Raw genomic sequence first — 20,850 nt, forward strand, 5'->3', positions numbered from 1 at the left:
AGCTTCGCGAACCGGACACACCGTACCGATTTGTTGCCCGGACAAGGGTTGATCAGGAGTATGGCGGGATGATCACAACATCCGACGTCGGGCGCGAACGTCTGCGGCTGGACGAACTTCCGGTTCGCCCCATTCATCGCAAATTGGTCCTGCTCGTCGGTGCCGGATTGTTTTTCGATCTGTATGAATTGTTCCTCGCCGGCACCATTACCGGGGTGCTGAAACAACAGATGCACCTGTCTACATTTCAGCTCAGCGGGATCGTCGGATCGGCCTTCGCCGGGCAGTTCCTCGGCGCGCTGGTGCTCGGCCGATTGTCGGATGTGTTCGGCAGGCGCCGCATGTTCATGATCAATATCGCGTTGTATTCCGGATTCACGCTGCTCGGCGCGTTCAGCCCGAACATCAGGTTTCTGATGGCGACGCGCTTCCTGGCCGGACTCGGGATCGGCGCCGAGATGACGGTCTCGGACACCTATCTGTCGGAAGTTGTTCCACCGCAGGTGCGTGGGCGCATGATCGCCATGGCCTACACGATCGGGTTCTGCGCGGTGCCGACCGTGGGCTTCCTCGCCAAGTGGCTGGTTCCGTTGCAGCCCTTCGGCATCGAAGGCTGGCGCTGGCTGTTCGTGATCGGCGGGCTCGGCGCCGCCGTGGTGGTGATCGCGCGACGGGACATGCCGGAGTCGCCGCATTGGATCGCCAGGCAGCAGCACAAGACCGCCCTCGCGCCGTTCAGCGCGATCGTCCGGCCGCCCTACCGGGCTAGGACCACGCTGTTCTCCGCGGTGATGATCCTGCAGGTGTTCGGCTACTACGGGTTCGGCACCTTGGCGGTACTCGTGTTGGACCGCAAGGGATTCGAAGTGGTGACCTCCCTGAGCTACTTGGCCGTCACCTATCTCGGCTATCCGCTGGGCTCCCTGCTGGCGATCCCGTTGATGGAGCGGATCGAACGCAAGCACCTGGTGATGGGGACCGCCACGCTGATGGCGGCGTTCGGCCTCACCTTCGGCTTCGCCACCAGCGTGCCGCTGATCCTGCTGTCGGGCGGGCTGTTCACCGTGACGAGCAACGTCTTCTCCGACGCCATCCACGCCTACCTACCCGAGTCGTTCCCCACCGCGATCCGCGGAACCGCTTCCGGCGCAACGTATTCGCTGTCGAAAGTCAGCACCGCCCTGCTGCCGTTCCTGCTGCTCCCGCTGTTGGACCGCCCGAACGGGCCCGGCCTGGTGTTCTCGGTGATCACCGTCGCACTGCTCGCCATGGTTGCCCTGGTCGGCATCTGGGGCCCGCTCACCGGCAGGCGGGCGCTGGACGCGGAGTGAGCATCCGCGGCGAACTTCGCGTCGTGCGGCCGCCGGAAACCATTCGTCTATTTATCACGGCCGTGATAATTTCGCGGCATGGGCCACATCGACATCAATGGGATCGGCTACACCCTGCCCGACGGTCGCGTTCTGCTGGACGAGATTTCGTTCCGGGTCGGCGAAGGGTCGAAGGTCGCCCTGATCGGCGCGAACGGCTCCGGGAAGACCTCGCTGCTGCGCATCGTCGCCGGGGATCTGACGCCGAGCACCGGCGCGGTGACGCGCAGCGGCAGCCTCGGCGTCATGCGGCAGTTCATCGCCGGGAAAGACGACGACGTGCGCGACCTACTGTTGTCGGTGGCAGACCCGCGACTGCGCCGAGCCGCCGCGACCGTCACCACGGCGGAGGCGAAGATGTTGGCACACAACGATATCGACGCGCAGATGGCTTACGCGTCCGCGCTGGCCGAATGGGGCGACGCGGGCGGATACGACGCCGAGGTGCGGTGGGACGTGTGCACCATCGAAGCGCTCGGCCTGCCGTTCGACCGATGCCTGCGGCGTAAAGTCCGGACGCTGTCCGGAGGCGAGCAGAAGCGTCTCGTGCTCGAGGCTTTGCTGCGCGGCACGGATGAGGTGCTGTTGCTGGACGAGCCGGACAACTTCCTCGACGTGCCCGGCAAGCGCTGGCTGGAGAGCCGGCTGATCGAGACGTCGAAGAGTGTCCTCTACGTCAGCCACGACCGCGAGCTGCTCGCCCGCACGGCGCAGCGCATCGTCACCGTCGAGCTCGGCGCGGCCGGGAACACCGCGTGGGTACACCCGGCCGGATTCGCGACGTATCAGACGGCGCGCGCCGACCGGTTCGCGCGACTCGATGAGCTGCGCCGCCGATGGGACGACGAACACCTCAAGCTCAAAGAGCTGGTGCAGCTGTATAAGCAGAAGGCCGCCTACAACTCGGACATGACGTCGCGGTACCGGGCGGCGCAGTCGCGACTCGCCCGATTCGAGGAGGCCGGGCCGCCCGAGGCGCAGCCACGCCAGCAGCACGTGGCGATGCGGTTGCGCGGCGGACGGACCGGTAAGCGCGCCGTCGTGTGCGAGAACCTGGAGCTCACCGGCTTGATGCGGCCGTTCGACCTCGAGGTCTGGTACGGCGACCGGGTAGCCGTGCTCGGCGCCAACGGCTCGGGCAAGTCGCACTTCCTGCGGCTGCTCGCCGCCGGTGGCACCGACCCGGATCCAGAGCACCGACCGGTGGGTGAGCTGACCGTGGAACCCGTGTCGCACACCGGGCGGGCGCGGCTCGGTGCGCGGGTGCGCCCTGGGTGGTTCGCGCAGACGCACGGCCGCCCCGATCTGGCCGGCCGCACACTGCTGTCGATCCTGCACCACGGCGACGAGCATCGGGCCGGCTTGCCGCGCGAAGAGGCGTCCCGCGTGCTCGCGCGATACGAGCTGGCAGGCGCGGCGGAGCAGACCTTCGACTCACTGTCCGGCGGGCAGCAGGCGCGCATGCAGATCCTGCTGCTCGAACTCGGCGGCGCGACGTTGCTGCTGCTGGACGAGCCGACCGACAACCTCGATCTCGTCTCCGCCGAGGCCTTGCAGCAGGCGTTGAACAGCTTCGACGGCACCGTCCTCACCGTCACGCACGACCGGTGGTTCGCCAGGGACTTCGACCGCTTCCTCGTCTTCGGCGCCGAGGGTGACCTGTACGAGTCGGCCGAGCCGGTGTGGGACGAAGGGCGCGTCACCCGGCACCGCGCCTGACCGACAGCGTTGCGCCGCAGCGTTTATCGCAGCTGTACATTGGCCCGATGCCAGCTCGAATCGACGCCGAACAGCGGCGCAGGCACGTCGTCGAGGCGGCCTTCCGGCTCGTGGTCGCCGAGGGCCTCGACGGTCTTTCGCTACGAAAGGTCGCCGTCGAATCGGGTTTGAACATCGGGTCGGTGCGGCACTACTTCGACGATCACCAGGACCTGCTCGCCGCCGCGGCGGCCGAGGTCGGCGACCGCATGGGGCAACGGCTTTCCCGCCACCCCATTGCGGCGTTGCCCGGATTGACCGGACGACGCGCCGTCGACGCCCTCCAGTCGCTGCTCGAAGAGCTGCTTCCGATCGACGAGGAACGCCGAGTCGAGTCGATCGTGCTGCTGGAGTTCATCGTCGCCGCCCGCACGAAACCGGTGTTCCGCCCGGTCACCGAGCAGATGGCCGCCGACCTGCGCCAAGTGATCACCGATGCCCTGCGCGCCCTAGCCGTCCCCGAGCCGCGAGAGCAAGCCGAACTGCTCACCGCGATCATGGAAGGACTGAGCCTCGACGCGGTGACGCCGCACGGTTCACTCAGCGTCGAGCGCCTCCGCAAAACCCTTCGGGCGCATCTGCGTTCACTGCTGATCTAGCGCGTCCGTCGACGCCGCCTGCTCCGACATAAGAAAAGAGGCTTCCGGAGTGATCCGGAAGCCTCTTTCATTTGTAGCGGGGACAGGATTTGAACCTGCGACCTCTGGGTTATGAGCCCAGCGAGCTACCGAGCTGCTCCACCCCGCGTCGGTAAACACAACATTACACACGGGTTCACGCCGATGCCAAATCGCCTGGTCGGCGGGCGTATTTGCGATGGCCGAGCGTCGGTTGCGACGGCTGTTCCGGCGACCGAAAGCGCGGCTGAGAGCGCGGTCTCAGGCGGGCAGAGGCGGCGAGCCGAGGTCGAGGGCGTCCGGTTTCGCTATGCGGATGGGCCTATCACCGCCGACGGCAACCACTTAAACGTGATCCCGGTCACTATATCGTAGTGATCTCGAACACATAACGTTGCTATAACAGACCGTCCAGAATGCGTGTCGATGCCATTTCCGACCTGCGCAAAGGATGATATTCGGGTTATTCGCTTCATGCAATGCGAGTGTTATCAAGACGTGATCTGCCGAGATTTCTTCGTTACCGTGCGTTCACGGCCCGGATCATCCGTGAAGGGCTCGAACTCGAACCGTTCGTATACCGGCGACCCTGTCCCGCGGTTCGAGGATCCCCGACAACCTGGGGGCAGGGGCCCGGCAGCTGGATCGCCGAGCTGGTAGGCGCAGGGAGGGAAATGCACTTATGACTGAGAACCGGAAGTTCAACGCCCGCGCCCTCGGCTTTGCCGCTGTTACCGGCGCCCTTGTTGCCGTCCCGTTCGCATTCTCCACCGCGACCGCATCGGCCGCGCCCACCCACGACTGGGACGGCGTCGCGCAATGCGAGAGCGGCGGCAACTGGGGCATCGCCACCGGCAACGGTTACTACGGCGGCCTGCAGTTCTCGCCGAGCACCTGGGCGGCCAACGGCGGCCAGGGCTCGGCCCACACCGCGAGCAAGGAAGAGCAGATCCGCGTCGCGGAGAACGTGCTCGCCACCCAGGGTGTCGGCGCGTGGCCGTCCTGCGGCAAGTACCTGCGCCCGGGCACCTCCGAGCCGGAGCCCCAGGCCGTCGTTGAGCCGGAACCGGCCCCCGAGCCCGCCGCCCCCGCCCTGCCGCTCCCCGGCAGCTCCAAGGCTCTCGTCGATCAGGCCAAGGCCGTGGGCAGCGACCTGGCCAAGCAGCACGGCCTGGAAGCCCAGTACCAGCAGATCCTGGAGCAGAACGGCTCGCTGATCGAGGCGATCGCAGGCCGTTAAGCGCTTACCGCACAACGAAAGCGGCGCTGCCGTCCCTAGGGACAGCAGCGCCGCTTCGTGTTTCGGCCAGGACCTAGCTCAGCGACCGGCGTCCTGGTACGCCTTCGCCGCGGCGTCCAGCTCGTCCAGCGCCTTGCCGAAGTCCTGGAAGTTACCCGTGCGCATGGCATTTCGCACGGCGTCGATCTTCCGGTTCAGCTCGGCGGCCGCCGCGTCCTTCGCGGGCGACGAGCCGGGTGGCGGGGTGACACTGCCCGGCGGCGGTGCGGGCGTGCCGCCGGTGTTCGGCGGCGGCGTGGTGCCTTCCGCGGGTGGCGGCAAGGTACCGGGACGCGGCCGGGTACCGGAATCACCACCGAACGGAGTGGCCAACGCACCGGCGCCGGGCAGCACCTGGTTCAACGCCTCGGCCAACGTCGAGGCGTAGCCGACCTTCACGCTGCCCGCGTCATCCCGGTAACTCACCAGGACGCGCAGCAGCTGCGGGAAGGTCGCGGTATTCGCTCCGGTGTTGCGTTCGTTGTAGAACGGCTCCACATAGAGGATTCCGCCGTCGGCGATCGGCAGGGTCAGCAGGTTGCCATATTTGATCTTGTTCGAGTTGGACAGCAGCGTCTTCTCCCTGGAGACCTCCGGCGCCGTCGTCATCCGGTTCTGGGTCTGCTGCGGGCCGAGGGTCTGCGTATCGGTCGGCAATCGCAAGATCGTGAACTTGCCGTAGTCGTCCGGATCCGACCGCACCGAGATATACGCCGACAGGAACTGCCGGTTGTAGCCGACCATCGCACTGGTCAGGTTGAAGACCGGCTTGTTCCCGCCCTTCGGGTCACCCAGCAGCACGTAGTAGGGCGGCTGGTTGGCCGGTGCCCCACCCTCGATCGTGGGATCGGCCGCCACCGACCAGAAGGCATTGTTGGTGAAGAACTCACGCGGATCGTCGACGTGGTATTTCGTCAACATCTCGCGCTGCACCTTGAACAGATCCTCCGGATACCGGAAGTGCGCGCGCAGCTCCGGAGTGATCTCGCTCTCCGGCTTGACCGCCCCGGGGAACACGCCGCGCCACGCCTTCAGCACGGGATCCTTGGCGTCCACCTCGTACAGGTTCACCGAGCCGTCGTAGGCGTCGACGGTGGCCTTCACCGAGTTGCGGATGTAGCTGACCTCCTTGCGCGGAATCAGCCTGCCGGTCTTCTTGTCGATGCTGTCCTCGATGCCCTCCAGCGACGTCTTCTGCGCGTACGGGTAGTGGTCGAGGGTGGTGTAGGCGTCGACGATCCACTGGATCCGGCCGTCGACGACCGCCGGGTAGGCGTTGCCGTCGGTGGTCAGCCACGGCGCCACCTTCTGTACCCGGTCTCGCGGGTCGCGATTGAAGATGATCTTGGAGTTGTCGCCGATGGCCGAGGAGAACAGAATGTTGCGCTCGGCGTACTTGGCGGCGAAGGCGAGCCGGTTGAACCAGTTGCCGATCGGCACGCCGCCCTTGCCGTCGTAGGTGAACTGCGCGGTGTCGGAGTCGTATTCGCGGGGCCGCTGGCCTTCGGTGGTGCCGACGATCGAGTAGTCCGGGGTGGCCTGTGAAATCACCTCACCGAAATAGATGCGCGGCTGGTCGACCTTGATCCGCTGCTTGTCCTTCGGCGTGAACAGGTCGCTCACCATGAAGATCGGGTAGCCGCTGTCGCTGCTGCCGCCTGCCGCGTTCGGATCATCGGACTGCGGCTTGTTCACCCGGTTCGCCGGCGCGGCGACGAAACCGTTGCCGTGGGTGTAGACGGTGTGCTGGTTGATCCAGTCCTTCTGGTTACCGCTCAATGCCGCGGGCGAGAGCTCGCGCGCGGCGACGATGTAGTCCTGCACGTCGCCGTCGAGGTTGTAGCGGTCGATGTCCAGCGACTCGGGGAAGCCGTAGAAGTTCTTCAGCTGGCGCAGCTGAGTAAAGGTGGGCGACAAGATGTTCGGATCGAGCAACCGGGCATTGCCGATGGTCGCGGCGTCGACCGGCACGTCGAGCGGGTTCTTCTTGCTCTCGCCCTTGTAATCCTGATACGTGATCTTGTCGTCGGTGATGCCGAACGCCTGCCTGGTCGCGGCGATATTGCGTTGGATGTACTCGCTCTCCTTGTCCGCGGCGTTCGGGCGCACCGAGAACTGCTCGACCACCAGCGGCCACACCGCGCCGACCAGAATCGAGGACAGCACCAGCAGCGCGGCCGCCATCGCGGGCACCCGCAGATCGCGCAGCACGATGCCTGCGAAGAAGGCGAGCGCACAGATCACCGCGATGGAGAGCAGGATCAGCTTGGCAGGCAGCACCGCGTTGATGTCGGTGAAGGAACCACCGGTGAAGGTGGGCTCCTTACGGCTGCTCATCAACAGCTCATAGCGATCGAACCAGTACGCGATCGCCTTGAGCAGCACGAAAAGCCCGGCCAGTACGGCCAATTGGATACGCGCGGCGCGGGTCAGTGTGCCCTCGCGACCACTCAGCCGCAGACCACCGAAGATGTAGTGCGTCACCAGGCTGGCGAAGAACGCGATGACCACCGCGACGAACAGCCAGTTCAACACCATCCGATACAGCGGCAATTCGAAGGCGTAGAAACTGACATCGAGATGGAACTGCGGGTCCTGCTGGTCGAAGGTGCTGCTGTTCAGGAACAGCTGCACGGTGACCCAATTCGACTGCGCCACCAGACCGGACAGCAAGCCGAGCAGCACCGGGATACCGACACCGAACAACCGCAGCCTGCTCATCACGGTGGTGCGGTAACGCGCGATCGGATCGTTCGGCCCGGCCACCGGCACGAACACCGGCCGGGAGCGATAAGCCATCAGCAAGGCCAGCCAGACGACGACGCCGACGAAGATCGCCACACCGACGAACAACAGGATCCGGGTCACCAAGACCGTGAGATATACGTCGCGGAAACCGACTTCGCCGAACCACAACCAATTGGTATAGGTGTCGGTCAGCCGTGGACCGAGTAGCAGCAACGCCGCTAAGGCAATGGCCGCCAGCAGCAGCACGCGGCTGCGTCGGGAAAGCGAAGGTAAGCCGGTGGGGGGCCGCATGCCCACGATGCCACTCTCCAAGGTCCGGCGGCACTCGCGCCGATACAGCAGGCCGAGACGCCGCAGTCCGATGTTGCGGGGTGGTCCTTACGGACCGTCGGGGCCCACTCTACGGAATCGGACAGATTTATTTGCCGCGCGGGCGCGGCGGTGTTCGCGGCCCCCGGGTGTCGCGTGTCCGAGCGGCCGAGACTCGCGCTTGCGGCGCATGCACTTCGGCCGCTCGGACACGCGACGGGCCGCGAACGGCGCTCGCAAAACTCACGCTGCGGCAGCGGAGTCGGGGACGGGCGGCCCGTCTATCGCTAGCAGTTGGGAGAGGTCCAGGGTGAAGCGGCGGGTTTGATGATGGCTGCGGCGGACCGTTTGATTGGATGTCCCCCGTGACCCCCGCAGATCTGCACGCCGAATTGGTTCTCGCCCGCGCCGTCCGGGAGGTGGCCGATTTCGTCGACGCCGAAGGGTGGGGCAGACCGCCGCAGATGTTCGCGCTGGTACCCACCGCGGACCTGATCGCGGCGCAGCCGGAGCTGCTCGAGGAGGTCGACGAGGCGGCCGAGCTCACTCCCGTTGCGCAGGAGTCGTATCCGGACGAGGTGACCGGCGGCTCGGTGGCGCTGGACGAGTTCCTCGCGACCACCAGCTGGCCGCCCGCCGTCCAGGGTTGTGTGCTCGTGCAGGAAATCGTGGTGTTGCCGCCCGATGCCGAGTCCACCCTGGACGAGGCGCTGGTGCCGCTGCTCGCCGACCACGAGGCGGCCGACGCCGCCGCCAGGGCCGCGGCCGACTCGCATCCGGAACGGCGCGAGGCCCGCCTGTTCGCCGCGGTGCTGCGCGAGGGCGCGTCGCTGTGCCTGCTGCAGTTGCGGCCAGAGGACGACGCCGACGACTTCGGCGACCTGGACCTGCGCACCTACCCGAACCTGGCGCCCAACCTCATCGACGCGCTGCACGCCACCCTGGAGTGGGCAGGCGACTGACCGGCTCAGCCGCAGCTGACGGGTTCCTTGCCCGCGTTGATGTCGTTGAGCGATTGCACGGCGCCGGTGAGGTTTTCGACCTTGACCAGGCGCAGACCCTCGGGGGTTCGCTGCTTGGCCTCGTTGCAGTTCGCGGCGGGCACCATGAAGGTCTCGGCACCAGCGTCGCGCGCGGCCATCATCTTGTACTGGATGCCGCCGATCGGGCCGACCTTGCCCTCCTGATCGATGGTGCCGGTGCCCGCGACGAACTTGCCGCCGTCGAGCTCGCCGGGGGTGAGCTTGTCGATCAGCGCGAGGCTGAACATCAGTCCGGCCGACGGTCCGCCGATGTCGGCGAGGTTGAACGACACCTGCAACGGCGGCCGCGCGCCCTCCCCGGGTGTCACGCCGAGGTAGCCCTTGTCCTTGTCGTCGGGCCGCGCGCCGAGGGTCACCTGCAGGGTCTGCTCGGCGCTCTCGCGACGCACCCGCACGGTCAGCTGCGCGCCCGGCGGCTGTGCCGACACGGCCGTCACCACGTCCTTCGGCTCGGCGATCGGCGCGCCGTTGATGCTGATGATCTCGTCACCGGCTTTCAGCACGTCCTTGGCCGGGCCGTCCTCGGCCACCTTGCGCAGCAGCACCACCGTCGGCATGTTCAGGTAGTGCAGCGCCGCGACCTCGGCATTGCCCTCGGAATCCTTGAAGTCCTGCTGGTTGGACTTGTCGATCTCGTCCCGCGACACCCCGGGCGGGTAGACCTCGGCGCGCGGCACCAGCCCGTGCTTGCCGCTCACCCAGAAGCCGAACGCCTCGAAGATGCTCAACCCGTCGCGCACCGACACGGTGGTCATATTGAGATGGCCCGTGGTCGGGTCCACCTCGGTGCCGCGAACGTCCACCACCTCTTTGCCGTCGACCTGGCCGAGGGTGTTGAAGGTGGGGCCTGGACCGAGTGCGACGAACGGCACAGTGAGCACGCTGCCGAGGGCGCCGAGCACGAGCACCGGGATCAGGGCGGCCACCAGGGTGAGGATCCGACGATTCACCTGGACCACAGTAGTGATGGCCGCCGTCGAAGGACGCCGGAGGCGGACATTCGATGCTCGCGCGCGTCCCCGGTTTCGCGCCGCGCGAACATCAAGTGCCTGCACTACACGCGTAATGTTGGCCGTATGAGTGACGTCCCCTTCGGATTTTCGAACCGCGACGACGACGACCGCAAGCGCGGTGACGAGCCGGGCGGTCCCGAGTCGAACAACCCGTTCGGAGTGGGTGGCCCCGGCGGCGGTTTCGATCCGTCGCAGCTCGGCCAGATGTTGACCTCGCTCGGCCAAATGCTCAGCGGCATGGGCCAGCCCGGTTCGGCGCAGGCCGGCCCGGTGAACTACGACGTCGCCAAGCGGCTCGCCCGGCAACAGCTCGGGTCGAGCGTGACCCCGGTGTCGGCGAGCACCGCGAGTGCCATCGCCGATGCCGCGCACCTCGCCGAGCTCTGGCTCGACGGCGCGACCACCCTGCCCGCGGGCGCGACCAAGACGGTGGCCTGGACCGCCAACGACTGGATCGAGGAGACGCTGTCCACCTGGCAGCGGCTGTGCGACCCGGTGGCGCAGCAGATCTCCGGCATGTGGACCGCATCTCTGCCCGAGGAGGCCAAGGAGTTCGCGGCGCCGATGGTCGGCATGCTCGGTCAGATGGGCGGCCTCGCCTTCGGCTCGCAGCTCGGTCAGGCGCTCGGCCAGCTCGCCAAGGAGGTGCTGACCTCCACCGATATCGGCCTGCCGCTCGGCCCCACCGGCACGGCCGCGCTGCTGCCCGCCGCGATCGCGGACTTCAGCGCGGGTCTGGAGCAGCCGGAGAGCGAGATCATGGTGTTCCTCGCCGCGCGGGAAGCGGCGCACCAGCGGCTGTTCGGTCACGTGCCGTGGCTGCGCCAGCAGGTGCTCGCCGCGGTCGAGGACTACGCGCGCGGCATCCGGATGGACTTCTCCGCGCTGGAGGAGGCCGCCCAGGGCATCGACCCGATGGCGCTGACCGATCCGGGCAAGCTCGAAGAAATCCTGTCCCAGGGCGCGTTCGAGCCGCAGACGACGCCGGAGCAGAAGCAGGCGCTGGAGCGGCTGGAGACACTGCTCGCGTTGATCGAGGGCTGGGTGGAGGTCGTGGTCACCGATGCCGTCGGCGAACGGCTGCCCGGCGCCGGTGCGCTGGCCGAGACGCTGCGGCGCCGCCGCGCCACCGGCGGCCCCGCCGAGCAGACCTTCGCGACCCTGGTCGGGCTGGAACTGCGGCCGCGCAAGCTGCGCGAGGCCGCCGCGCTGTGGCGCAGGCTCACCACCGACGCGGGCGTGGAGCAGCGCGACGGCGTCTGGGCCCATCCGGACCTGCTGCCCGACTCCAACGACCTGGACTCCCCCGCAGGCTTCATCGACGCGGTGATCGGCGGCGGGGCCACCGCGTTCGACGATCCGCTGGCGCAGCTGGCGGAGACCGAGGCACGAGAAAAAGCCGAGCGGGACAAGACCGACGCGGCCGATCCGGGTGCGGACGACGACCAGCCGGGGCCGGACCTGGGCAAGGACAGCGGCCCGTCCGCCTGAGTGTCCTGTTGATAGCCACGAATCCCTGTGCATAACTAGGGGATTCGTGGCCGGTCGGCGCGTGCGGGAGCCGCATACTGCCGGGCATGACCTCACTGTGTCGTGGCCCGCTGCTGCCCCCGCAGATCGCCGTGCTGGTGCGTCCGTCCGGCGTCGTACAACTCGGCTGGCACCCCGAGACCGCCCTGCTGCTCGACCCCGCCGGGCTCGACGCCGACACCGTGCTTGCCTTCCTACGGCTGCTGGACGGCACGCAGACGCGGCCCCACATCGTCTGGCGCGCCGGGGAATGCGGCATCGAACCGGACCACGCGATGGCGCTGCTCGACGTGCTGGACGAGGCCGGACTGCTCGAGCATCCCGAGGACCGCGGCGGGCGGATCAGGTCGGTGCGGGTGCACGGGCTCGGCCCGATGTCCGACGCCATCACCACCGGACTGCGCAGACTCGGTGTGCGGCCGAGCCGTTCCCGCGACTACCGGCCGCACGCGGCCCCCGTGTCCGGCTGGCAGACCGACCTGGTGGTGCTGGCCGATGTGCTGGTCGCCGACCCGCGCCTCACCGACGATCTCGTGCAGCACCGGATCGCCCATCTGCCGGTGCGGATCCGCGACGGCCGCGGCGTGATCGGCCCGCTGGTGCTGCCCGGCGCGACCAGTTGCCTGCGCTGTGCCGACCTGCTGCGCGCCGACTACGACGCGGACTGGCCGCACTTGGCCGCACAGTTGCTGGGCCGGGTCGGCCACGCCTCGCCCGCCAAGATCGCGGCCACCGCGGCCCTCGCGGTCAGTGAGGTGGAGGCCGTCCTCGCCCTGTCCACCCGCCGGGCGCCGGCCACCTTGGACGCGACACTCGAGGTCGATCTGGACGCGTACCTGCTCGATCGGCGGCAGTGGCCGCGGCACGAGGACTGCGGATGCCGCCGAATTCCGGCCGGGCTCACCGCGTGTCGAGATCGCCGGGATCACTCGGGCGAGTCGGTGACCGAGTGATCGGGGTCACTGCCATCGGCGGTGTCTATTCAAGATTGCCGTGGCTAAGAAGTGCTTCCGTCCGCCATGATGGGTACGTGTCTGAGATCGTGCGCCGTCGCTCGTCCCGTAACGCCAAGTTGGCCAAGATTCCGCTCGGCATCGCCGGGCGGGCCGCCGTGGGGTTCGGTAAGAAGCTGGCCGGTGGCGACAAGTCCGAGATCAACGCGCAGCTGAACCAGAAGGCCGCCGAGCAGCTGTTCACCGTGCTCGGTGAGCTCAAGGGCGGCGCGATGAAGTTCGGGCAGGCCCTCAGCGTGATGGAAGCCGCGGTGCCCGAGGAGTTCGGCGAGCACTACCGCGAGGCACTCACCAAGCTGCAGGCCGCCGCGCCCCCGATGCCCGCCGAGACCGTGCACCGGGTGCTCGATCAGCAGCTCGGCACCCAGTGGCGGCAGCGGTTCCAGGAGTTCGACGACCGTCCCGCCGCGTCGGCCAGCATCGGCCAGGTGCACAAGGCGGTCTGGTCGGATGGGCGCACCGTCGCGGTGAAGGTGCAGTACCCGGGCGCCGACGAGGCGCTGCGCGCGGATCTCAAGACGTTGAACCGGATGACCGGGCTGCTCGCGTCGGTCATCCCCGGCGCCGATGTGAAGCCGATCCTCGCCGAGATCACCGAGCGCACCGAGGAAGAGCTCGACTACCGCAACGAGGCGGCCAATCAACGCGCCTTCGCCAAGGGTTTCGACGGGCACCAGGAGATCGTGGTGCCCAAGGTGGTGGCCAGCGCGCCGAAGGTCATCGTCACCGAGTGGCTGGACGGCACCGCCGTGTCCTCGATCATCCAGGCCGGTACCGCCGACCCCGAGGGCACCCGCGAGCTGCGTAACCGGATCGCGACCCTGATGGGCCGGTTCCACTTCTCCTCCCCCGAGACCGTCGGCCTGCTGCACGCCGACCCGCATCCCGGCAACTTCATGATGCTCGCCGACGGCAAGCTCGCCGTCATCGACTTCGGCGCCTGCGCACCGCTGCCGAACGGCTTTCCCCCCGTGCTCGGCCGGATGCTCGCGCTCTCGGTCGAGGAGCGCTTCGAGGAACTGACCGAGCTCATGTACGACAACGGCTGGGTCATCCCCGGCCGCACCGTCACCCACCAGGAGATCGCCGACTACCTGCGCCCGTTCACCGACCCGATCAAGTCCGACTCGTTCCACTTCACCCGCAAGTGGATGCAGCGGGTCGCGGGCAAGGCCTCCGACATCTCCAGCCAGGAGATGAAAACCGCACGTGCCCTGCAACTTCCGGCCGAATATGTGATGATCTTCCGGGTGCTCGGCGGCTCCGTCGGCATCCTCGCCCAACTCGACGCCGAACTGCCGTTCATGGAACTGGTCCGCACCTGGATGCCGGGTTTCCGCGAGGAGCGCACGGTCAGCTGAACCGGCGACCCGGCCCGCGACACGAATTGCGGGATGCGCGGTCGTCGGTCGATTAACCTCATCCTCGGATCGTCTCCGTCGACGAAGGGTGATGACCATGTCGCGCACCGGTCGGATAGTCGGTGTCTCGATCGGCGCGGCCGCGGCGCTGGGGGTGTCGATGGCGCCGGTCGGTGCCGAACCCGCCGCCGAGGAGCAGTCGGTGGTCTCACTGTCGGTGGGGCCGGGAGTATCGACCGAGGTAGGTGGCAAACGCGTCGTCAGCCTGATCTGCGCGCCGACGATCGGCGGCACCCACCCGAAAGCCGAGCAGGCCTGCGCGAACTTGGCGGCCGCCGACGGCAATATCCGTGCGCTCGCCGACTTCACCGTGCCGCCGCTCTGCTCCCAGGATTTCGATCCGGTGGTCGCCGCCATCGACGGCGTCTGGCGCGGCGAACCGATCTCCGACCATGGCTTCTTCTCGAACGAGTGCGTCTTGCACGCGACCACCGTCTCGGTGTTCGACTTTTAGGCCGCCGGGAAGTATTCCGATCAGCGTGATGTAAACACGCGGATTCAGCACCGCACTCCTGCCACTGTGCGTGGGGATCGAGAGAGGTTTGGCAGGTGCGGTACGGAAGCGACGATCAGGCGCGGTGGCCTGGACTCGGCAACGTCGTGCACGACCGCAGGCGCGCGGCTCGGCTGACGCTGGCACAGCTGGCGGCGAAGACCGAATTGTCGCAATCATTTCTGAGCCAATTGGAGAACGGGCGCACCAACACGAGCCTGCGCTCGCTGCAACGCATCGCCGACGCGCTCGGCACCACGGCGACGGAACTGCTGGCGGCGGCCGACAGTGCCCCTGGCTCGGCGATCGTGCGCGCGGGCGAGGGCAGCCTCGATCAAACGGAGTGGGACAACGACGGGTCGGTGCGCTCGCTGGTGCACGGCGCCAGGGAGCTGCGGGCGCTCGAGTTCACCGGCGGAACCAGGCGGGGCGAGCGCGAATTCACCCATGGGAACGACGAATTGATCTACGTGGTCTCCGGGACGATCACGGTCGTCGCCGACGGCGACGAGGCGATCCTGTCCACCGGAGACTCCTACTACTGCCCGTCGGGCGTGCGCCACCGCTGGTGGGCGCACGCCGACGACACCAGAACACTACTGCTCGCCGTTGCCGACGGGCTGACGGTCCGCCGGGCACCCCACGGGCCGCGACGAACCTGACTTCCAAAACCCCTGTAGCACAACGCAAACGAGCCGCCCACCGGGCAACGGTGAGCGGTTCGTCTGCTTTCTCGTTCGTTGGCTCGGCCCGTGTCAGGACCAACCGAATCGAGCACATCGACCGGAGGGAGGGAAGCTACTCCCGGATTCATGCCGGGACCGCGATCTTGCGCGGACGGCCGCGCGGGCGCTTGCGGGCGATGACGACTCCCTGTTCGAAGATTTCGCCACCCCAGACACCCCACGGCTCACGCCGATCCATGGCTGCGGTCAAGCAGCCCTTCCGGATGGGGCAACTGGCGCACAGCGCCTTGGCCTGCTCCAACTGGTTAGGGCTCTCGGCGAACCAGAGATCGGGGTCTCCGGCACGGCAAGGCAGAACCTTGTTGACCTCCCTGGCCCGGGTGATGGGGGCCACGGTTCGGCATGTCACGTCAGTAGTGGCTTCTGGCCATTCCTGGGCGGTGAACACGTCGTTCTCCTTCAGCTCGTTGCAGCGGTTCGTTGTGTTGTCCGCGAAACCGGTGCCGGCTGGCTGAAGGGCCGAAAAAGATTGGCCACGGTTTCGCTTCGTGCGATCCGTGGCCAGGAGGTCTGGGAGGGAGATTCCCTACCTAGGTATTCGACATCTCTGCCGAGTCCTGATCACGATCGCTTGGTTTGCGGGGCGGAGGCGTGCTGCCTGCAGATCCGCCGGCTCATAACCGGCGTCTGCTGCGATGACGACAACGTTGTCTGCCGTCGTGGTGACGACAGACGGGTGCCAGCTACCCGCGTTGGGCTTGTCCTGAATGACGGCGCAGCCATGGGCATGCATGGGCGCGAGTTGCGCCTGCGTGCCGAACGCACCGATTTCGGACAGACCGATCCCCTGCAAGGCGAGGATCCCCCGGGAGGCCGACATGGGTGAAGTCACCGCAACGTCGCTGCCGCTGAAGTAATTGATGTACACGTCTGCCTCCCTCCATAACTCGTTGTGTCTGACGACTGTGCGCGCCGGGATGACCTCCCGGTGCGTAGAACCCACCATAGGCAAGTTCGCGAAACGGTACAACCTATTTTCTACCTGCGGTTTTGGGGTCTTGCGCGGAGCCGCGAAGCGATGATCGCGAGCACGTCGGCGCCGTACTGTTCGAGCTTCTTGGCGCCGATGCCGGCGATCGCGGTCAGCGCGGCGTCGTCACCTGGGAGTTGTTCGGCGATGGCGGTCAGCGTGGTGTCGGTGAACACCACGAATTCGGGCACCTGCAATGCCTGTGCCTTCTCCGCGCGCCACTCCTGCAGTGCCACCAGCAGCTCGGCGTCGAGCTCCGCCGGACAACGGCGACAGCGGCCGAGCATAGTCGCATAGGTGCCGATGAGTGGCTTCGCACACACTCGGCAGGTGGGGCGGATACCTTTCGCGGTCTCCGAAACCGGCGCCGCGATCCTGGAAGCCGGGGAATCGTCGGGCACGAGGCCGTTGAGGAACCGGGACCGGCGCCGGGTGCGCCGCTTCCCCTCGCCGCGCGCCAGCGCCCAGGACAGCTGCAGATGAACGCGCGCCCTGGTCACGCCGACATAGAGCAGCCGCCGTTCCTCTTCCAGTTTCGCCTCGTCGCCGACCGAACCGTCGTCGGCGAGCACGTGCGCGATCGGCAGGGTGCCGTCGGCGACGCCGACCAGGAAGACCGCGTCCCACTCCAACCCTTTGGCGGCATGCAGCGAGGCGAGCGTGACGCCCTGCACGGTCGGTGGGTGCCGCGCCTCGGTACGGGCGGCCAGCTCGCGCAGCAGGCCGGGCAGGTCGAGCTTTTCGTCGTGCTCGACCAGTTCCTCGGTGAGGGTGACCAGTGCGACGAGCGAGGCCCATTTCTCCCTGGCCTGGGCACCGGCCGGCTCCGCGGTTGTCAGGCCGAGCGGGGCCAGCACCGCGCGCACCAGGGTGACCAGCGCGGCGCCGCTGCGCGCCGCGCCGGGCAGGTCGTCGCGCGCGGCGGCCTGGCGCAGCGCCGAGACCGCCTGCCGCACTTCGGGACGCGAGAAGAAGCCTTCACCGCCGCGCACCTGATAGGGGATGCCGCGTTCGGTGAGCGCCTGCTCATAGCTCTCGGACTGGGCGTTGATCCGGTAGAGCACGGCGATCTCGGCGGCGGGCGTGCCCGCATCGATCAGCCGCTTGATCGACGTGGCGACCGCGGCGGCCTCGGCGGGACCGTCCTCGAACTCGGCGAAGACCGGCTCGGGCCCGTCCGGGCGCTGACCGATCAGTTGCAGCCGGGTGCCCGCGATGCGGCCGCGGGCCACGCCGATCACCCGGTTCGCCAGCGACACCACCTGCGGGGTCGAGCGGTAGTCGCGTTCCAGGCGGACCACGGTGGCGTCGGGGAAGCGGCGGGAGAAGTCGAGCAGATAGCCGGGGGTGGCGCCGGTGAACGAGTAGATCGTCTGGTTGGCGTCGCCGACCACGGTCAGGTCGTCGCGGTCGCCGAGCCAGGCGTCGAGCACGCGCTGCTGCAGCGGGGTGACGTCCTGGTACTCGTCGACGACGAAGCTCCGATAGCGGCCGCGGAATTCGTCGGCCACCGCCGGGTAGTCCTCCAGCGCCGCCGCGGTGTGCAGCAGCAGATCATCGAAGTCGAGCAGCAGGCCGTCCGGCGTGGCCTTGAGCTTCTCGTAGCCCGCGTATACCTCGGCCACCCGCAGCGCGTCGTAGGGCGTCTCGCGCCGGTTCCTGGCCACCGCCGCCGGGTAGTCCTCGGGGGCGATGAGCGAGGCCTTCGCCCACTCGATCTCGCTCAGCAGGTCACGCACGCTGTCGGTGGCCGAGGAGAGCCCGGCCCGGTTCGCCGCCTGCGCGACGATCGGGAACTTGCCGTCGATCAGCCGCCACGGCACGTCGCCGACGATCTGCGGCCAGAAGTATTTGAGCTGGCGCAGCGCGGCCGCGTGGAAGGTGCGCGCCTGCACCTGGTTCGCCTCACCGCCCAGTCCGAGGGCGCGCAACCGACTGCGCAGCTCCCCCGCCGCCCGCGCGGTGAAGGTCACCGCGAGCACCTGGTCGGCCTTCACGTGTCCCGCGGAGACCAGGTGCGCGATGCGATGGGTGATGGTCCTGGTCTTGCCGGTGCCCGCCCCCGCGAGTACACACACCGGACCCCGTGGCGCGCGCACGGCGGCGGCCTGTTCGGGGTCGAGCGAATCCAGCTCGAGGCCGGTCGGTTGGTGTGTACTGGTTGACGACACGGCACCCATCATGACAGTGACCGCCGACAACTCACGCGGCCCGCGCAATACTCTCGCCTCGTGGCACACGACACGCCGTCAACGGACGCACAACCGACCGACCGGCATGCGACCTGGATGGAGCTGTTCTTCGACCTGGTCGCGGTCGCCGGGATCGGCCAGCTCACCCACCTGCTGCACCGTGGGCCCTCGCTCGCCGATTTCGGCCTGTACCTGCTGCTCTACCTGGCCTTCTGGACGGCCTGGGCGTGCATGATGCTGTACGGCAACATCGCGCGCGACCACACCAGGATCCGGCTGATGCTGGCGGCGATGCTCGGTCTCGGCGTGATGGCGAGCGCGGTCGCCGGGATCCCGGACCGGCATGCGACCACGTTCGCGGCGGTCTACGTGCTCGTGCGAATGGTCGCCGCGCAGGTCTGGGGCCGCGGCACGCTGGTGGTCGACTGGCCGATCGCGCAACTGTCCATCGGCGTGCTGCCGTGGATCGTCTCGCTGTGGGTGCCCGAGCCGTGGAAGTACGGCCTCTGGGCGCTGGGTCTCGCGCTGGATCTGTGGCTGATGTTCGCGATGACCGGCGAGCGGATGCTGGCGGGTGCGCAGGAGGCGATCGATCGCAGATTGCGCGGTTCGCGCCGGTTCCGGGGTGTCGAGCCGCCGAAAATCACGGCGCTGCACGCCGACTCGGCGCATCTCGGCGAACGCCTCGGGCTGTACGTGATCATCGTGCTCGGCGAGGGTGTCATCGCGGTGATCGCCGCGGTGGGCGGCGTGCGCTGGCACGCACCGGTGCTCGCCCTCGGCTTCGGCGCGTTCGTGATCCTGGCGAGCCTGTGGGCGCTGACCCTGATGTACGGCTTCGTGCCGCGCCTGATGACGGGCGGCGACCCCGACGGCTCGATCTCGCGGCAGTACGCGATGGCGACGCACTGCTGGATCACCGCGGCGATCGCCACCATCACCGCGGGTCTAGGTCTGGCCGTCGAGCACGCGGACGGGCACGTGTCCACCGGCATCGGCTGGTCGCTCGGTGGCGGCGCGGCGGCGTACTTCGTGATCACCGGGCTCGGCGGCGCGCGCAGCGGGGCGGGGTGGCGCTGGGTACTGACCTGGCCGCTACCGTGCGCGCTGCTCGCGGTGCTGCTCGGCGCCCTCGGTCCGCACCTCGGGGCGCTCGGGCTGGTGTACGGCGTGGTGGCGCTGTTCCTGTGGGCGGTGTTGTGCCAGACGTATGCCGCAGGGCAGTGGGACTTCGGATCCGATCGCCGCAGGTGGCGGCGGCCGAACCACGGTCTCGGCATCGACGAGGTGCTATAGCCGCCGGTCGCGCAGGCGCCGTAGATCGACACCGAATTGCCCGGTCCGCGGCCCGAGCGGACCGAAGAACTCGCGGTCACAGGCCTGCACCGCGACCACCGCTCGATCCGCCAGTGCCGCACCGGCTTCGGTGGGCACCAGCGACTTCGCCCGCCGATCACTCGGATGATCGCGCCGCTCGACCAGGCCCTTCTGTTCGAGCACGCGCAGCACCTGGGAGGTCATCATCGGGTCGGTGGCGGCCTGCGCGGCGAGGTCACGCTGCATGACCGGATCGCCGGCGACCGTGAGGTAGGTGAGCGAGGCGAGCAGCACGAACTGCACATGGGTGAGTTCGAAGGGGGCCAGGGCCGCGCGCTGGGCGGCCTGCCAGCGGTTGGTCACCTGCCAGAGCAGCAGGCCGGGACTCTCGTCGACGTGCTCGAATTCGCTGCGTAGCCCATTGTTTCGCATCGGCCTGCCTCACTCGCCCGACATCGCTGCCGCGATCACCGCATGGTCGTGTTCGGTGAGTTGTATCAGGCCGAGGCGCAATATCATTCCCCAGTTCGGGGTGGTCCTCAGCGCCAGTTCGCCGCGCGGGTCCTCGATCGGGGATCGCTGTGGCCGTGCCTCAGGTAGCTGACCGACCGACGGCACCATTGCGCTCGGGTAACCACCGCGCGGAACACCATCGGCCCTGGCAACGTTGCATCCTTCGTGACTGACGCAACTCCCGACCTGACGATGTACTCGACCACCTGGTGCGGTTACTGCCGCAGGCTGAAGAAGCAGCTGGACGAGTCCGGTATCAGCTACGTCGAGATCGACATCGAACAAGATCCGGCGTCGGCCGAGTTCGTCGGCAGCGTCAACGGCGGCAACCATGTGGTGCCGACGGTGAAGTTCGCGGACGGCTCGACGGCGACCAACCCGTCGCTGGTGGACGTCAAGAAGGCGCTCGCCGCACTCGCCTGATCAGGACGCCACGGCGCCCTGATCGGCACGCCACCGTGCGCTGATCGGACGCCGTTCGCACATATCCGCGCGGCCTACTTCGGCCCGCCGCGGGC

Annotated in this window: 18 protein-coding genes and 1 tRNA gene; 12 read left to right on the forward strand and 7 right to left on the reverse strand. The window is 67.9% G+C overall.

The genetic code is table 11. The annotated features are described in order from the left end of the window. Window positions 1-68: 68 nt before the first annotated feature. The 3 genes from ACIHA7_RS01730 to ACIHA7_RS01740 all read left to right on the forward strand — a co-directional run bounded on the left by ACIHA7_RS01730 (window position 69) and on the right by ACIHA7_RS01740 (window position 3,727). Window positions 69-1,331, forward strand: coding sequence for an MFS transporter (locus ACIHA7_RS01730; RefSeq protein ID WP_397284504.1), 1,263 nt, complete (start codon window positions 69-71; stop codon window positions 1,329-1,331). Window positions 1,332-1,409: 78 nt separating this feature from the next. Next, entirely contained in the window at window positions 1,410-3,089 is a 1,680-nt protein-coding gene (locus tag ACIHA7_RS01735) for an ABC-F family ATP-binding cassette domain-containing protein (RefSeq protein WP_397284506.1), read from the forward strand. Between the two features lie 47 nt (window positions 3,090-3,136). Beyond that, complete coding sequence (locus ACIHA7_RS01740; protein ID WP_397284508.1) at window positions 3,137-3,727, forward strand: TetR/AcrR family transcriptional regulator; 591 nt, start codon at window positions 3,137-3,139, stop codon at window positions 3,725-3,727. A gap of 74 nt (window positions 3,728-3,801) precedes the next feature. On the opposite strand, the gene ACIHA7_RS01745 is transcribed toward ACIHA7_RS01740, so the two are convergent. Next, window positions 3,802-3,875, reverse strand: a tRNA-Met gene (locus ACIHA7_RS01745). Between the two features lie 552 nt (window positions 3,876-4,427). Between ACIHA7_RS01745 and ACIHA7_RS01750 the strand changes: the two genes are divergently transcribed. Further along, on the forward strand, window positions 4,428-4,985 hold the full coding sequence (locus ACIHA7_RS01750) for a transglycosylase family protein (protein WP_397284511.1): 558 nt from the start codon (window positions 4,428-4,430) through the stop codon (window positions 4,983-4,985). Window positions 4,986-5,063: 78 nt separating this feature from the next. Here ACIHA7_RS01750 and ACIHA7_RS01755 read toward each other — a convergent pair whose 3' ends face one another. After that, window positions 5,064-8,069, reverse strand: a complete 3,006-nt coding sequence (locus ACIHA7_RS01755) for a UPF0182 family protein (protein ID WP_397284513.1) — start codon at window positions 8,067-8,069, stop codon at window positions 5,064-5,066. A gap of 368 nt (window positions 8,070-8,437) precedes the next feature. Here ACIHA7_RS01755 and ACIHA7_RS01760 point away from each other — a divergent pair, with 368 nt between their 5' ends. After that, window positions 8,438-9,043: a PPA1309 family protein gene (locus tag ACIHA7_RS01760; protein ID WP_397284515.1), complete on the forward strand. Its 606-nt coding sequence runs from the start codon at window positions 8,438-8,440 to the stop codon at window positions 9,041-9,043. Between the two features lie 5 nt (window positions 9,044-9,048). On the opposite strand, the gene ACIHA7_RS01765 is transcribed toward ACIHA7_RS01760, so the two are convergent. Beyond that, the gene (locus tag ACIHA7_RS01765; RefSeq protein WP_397284517.1) at window positions 9,049-10,074 is read right to left on the reverse strand and encodes a PDZ domain-containing protein; all 1,026 of its coding nucleotides are present in this window, start codon (window positions 10,072-10,074) and stop codon (window positions 9,049-9,051) included. A gap of 126 nt (window positions 10,075-10,200) precedes the next feature. Between ACIHA7_RS01765 and ACIHA7_RS01770 the strand changes: the two genes are divergently transcribed. The 5 genes from ACIHA7_RS01770 to ACIHA7_RS01790 all read left to right on the forward strand — a co-directional run bounded on the left by ACIHA7_RS01770 (window position 10,201) and on the right by ACIHA7_RS01790 (window position 15,256). Then, window positions 10,201-11,628, forward strand: coding sequence for a zinc-dependent metalloprotease (locus ACIHA7_RS01770; protein ID WP_397284519.1), 1,428 nt, complete (start codon window positions 10,201-10,203; stop codon window positions 11,626-11,628). Between the two features lie 86 nt (window positions 11,629-11,714). Then, window positions 11,715-12,620, forward strand: a complete 906-nt coding sequence (locus ACIHA7_RS01775; RefSeq protein WP_397284521.1) for a hypothetical protein — start codon at window positions 11,715-11,717, stop codon at window positions 12,618-12,620. 77 nt (window positions 12,621-12,697) lie between these two features. Next, window positions 12,698-14,041, forward strand: a complete 1,344-nt coding sequence (locus tag ACIHA7_RS01780) for an ABC1 kinase family protein (protein WP_397284523.1) — start codon at window positions 12,698-12,700, stop codon at window positions 14,039-14,041. A gap of 97 nt (window positions 14,042-14,138) precedes the next feature. Continuing rightward, on the forward strand, window positions 14,139-14,555 hold the full coding sequence (locus tag ACIHA7_RS01785) for an SSI family serine proteinase inhibitor (RefSeq protein WP_397284525.1): 417 nt from the start codon (window positions 14,139-14,141) through the stop codon (window positions 14,553-14,555). Between the two features lie 95 nt (window positions 14,556-14,650). Beyond that, entirely contained in the window at window positions 14,651-15,256 is a 606-nt protein-coding gene (locus ACIHA7_RS01790) for a helix-turn-helix domain-containing protein (protein ID WP_397284527.1), read from the forward strand. Window positions 15,257-15,404: 148 nt separating this feature from the next. Here ACIHA7_RS01790 and ACIHA7_RS01795 read toward each other — a convergent pair whose 3' ends face one another. From ACIHA7_RS01795 to ACIHA7_RS01805, 3 genes are all read right to left on the reverse strand, one after another. Beyond that, on the reverse strand, window positions 15,405-15,728 hold the full coding sequence (locus ACIHA7_RS01795; protein ID WP_397284529.1) for a WhiB family transcriptional regulator: 324 nt from the start codon (window positions 15,726-15,728) through the stop codon (window positions 15,405-15,407). A 138-nt stretch (window positions 15,729-15,866) separates the two neighbouring features. Beyond that, entirely contained in the window at window positions 15,867-16,208 is a 342-nt protein-coding gene (locus tag ACIHA7_RS01800) for a hypothetical protein (protein ID WP_397284531.1), read from the reverse strand. Window positions 16,209-16,318: 110 nt separating this feature from the next. Further along, entirely contained in the window at window positions 16,319-18,493 is a 2,175-nt protein-coding gene (locus ACIHA7_RS01805) for an ATP-dependent DNA helicase UvrD2 (RefSeq protein WP_397284534.1), read from the reverse strand. A 48-nt stretch (window positions 18,494-18,541) separates the two neighbouring features. Between ACIHA7_RS01805 and ACIHA7_RS01810 the strand changes: the two genes are divergently transcribed. Then, window positions 18,542-19,798 carry a low temperature requirement protein A gene (locus ACIHA7_RS01810; RefSeq protein ID WP_397284536.1) on the forward strand — a complete coding sequence of 419 codons (1,257 nt, stop codon included), beginning with the start codon at window positions 18,542-18,544 and terminating at the stop codon, window positions 19,796-19,798. Here the strand turns inward: ACIHA7_RS01810 and ACIHA7_RS01815 are convergent. Then, window positions 19,793-20,251, reverse strand: a complete 459-nt coding sequence (locus ACIHA7_RS01815; protein ID WP_397284538.1) for a MarR family winged helix-turn-helix transcriptional regulator — start codon at window positions 20,249-20,251, stop codon at window positions 19,793-19,795. The genes ACIHA7_RS01810 and ACIHA7_RS01815 overlap by 6 nt on opposite strands. A gap of 273 nt (window positions 20,252-20,524) precedes the next feature. Here ACIHA7_RS01815 and ACIHA7_RS01820 point away from each other — a divergent pair, with 273 nt between their 5' ends. Further along, entirely contained in the window at window positions 20,525-20,755 is a 231-nt protein-coding gene (locus tag ACIHA7_RS01820; protein ID WP_397286441.1) for a mycoredoxin, read from the forward strand. Window positions 20,756-20,850: the final 95 nt, after the last annotated feature.

This window comes from Nocardia sp. NPDC052316 (assembly GCF_044547795.1).
Lineage (GTDB): Bacteria > Actinomycetota > Actinomycetes > Mycobacteriales > Mycobacteriaceae > Nocardia.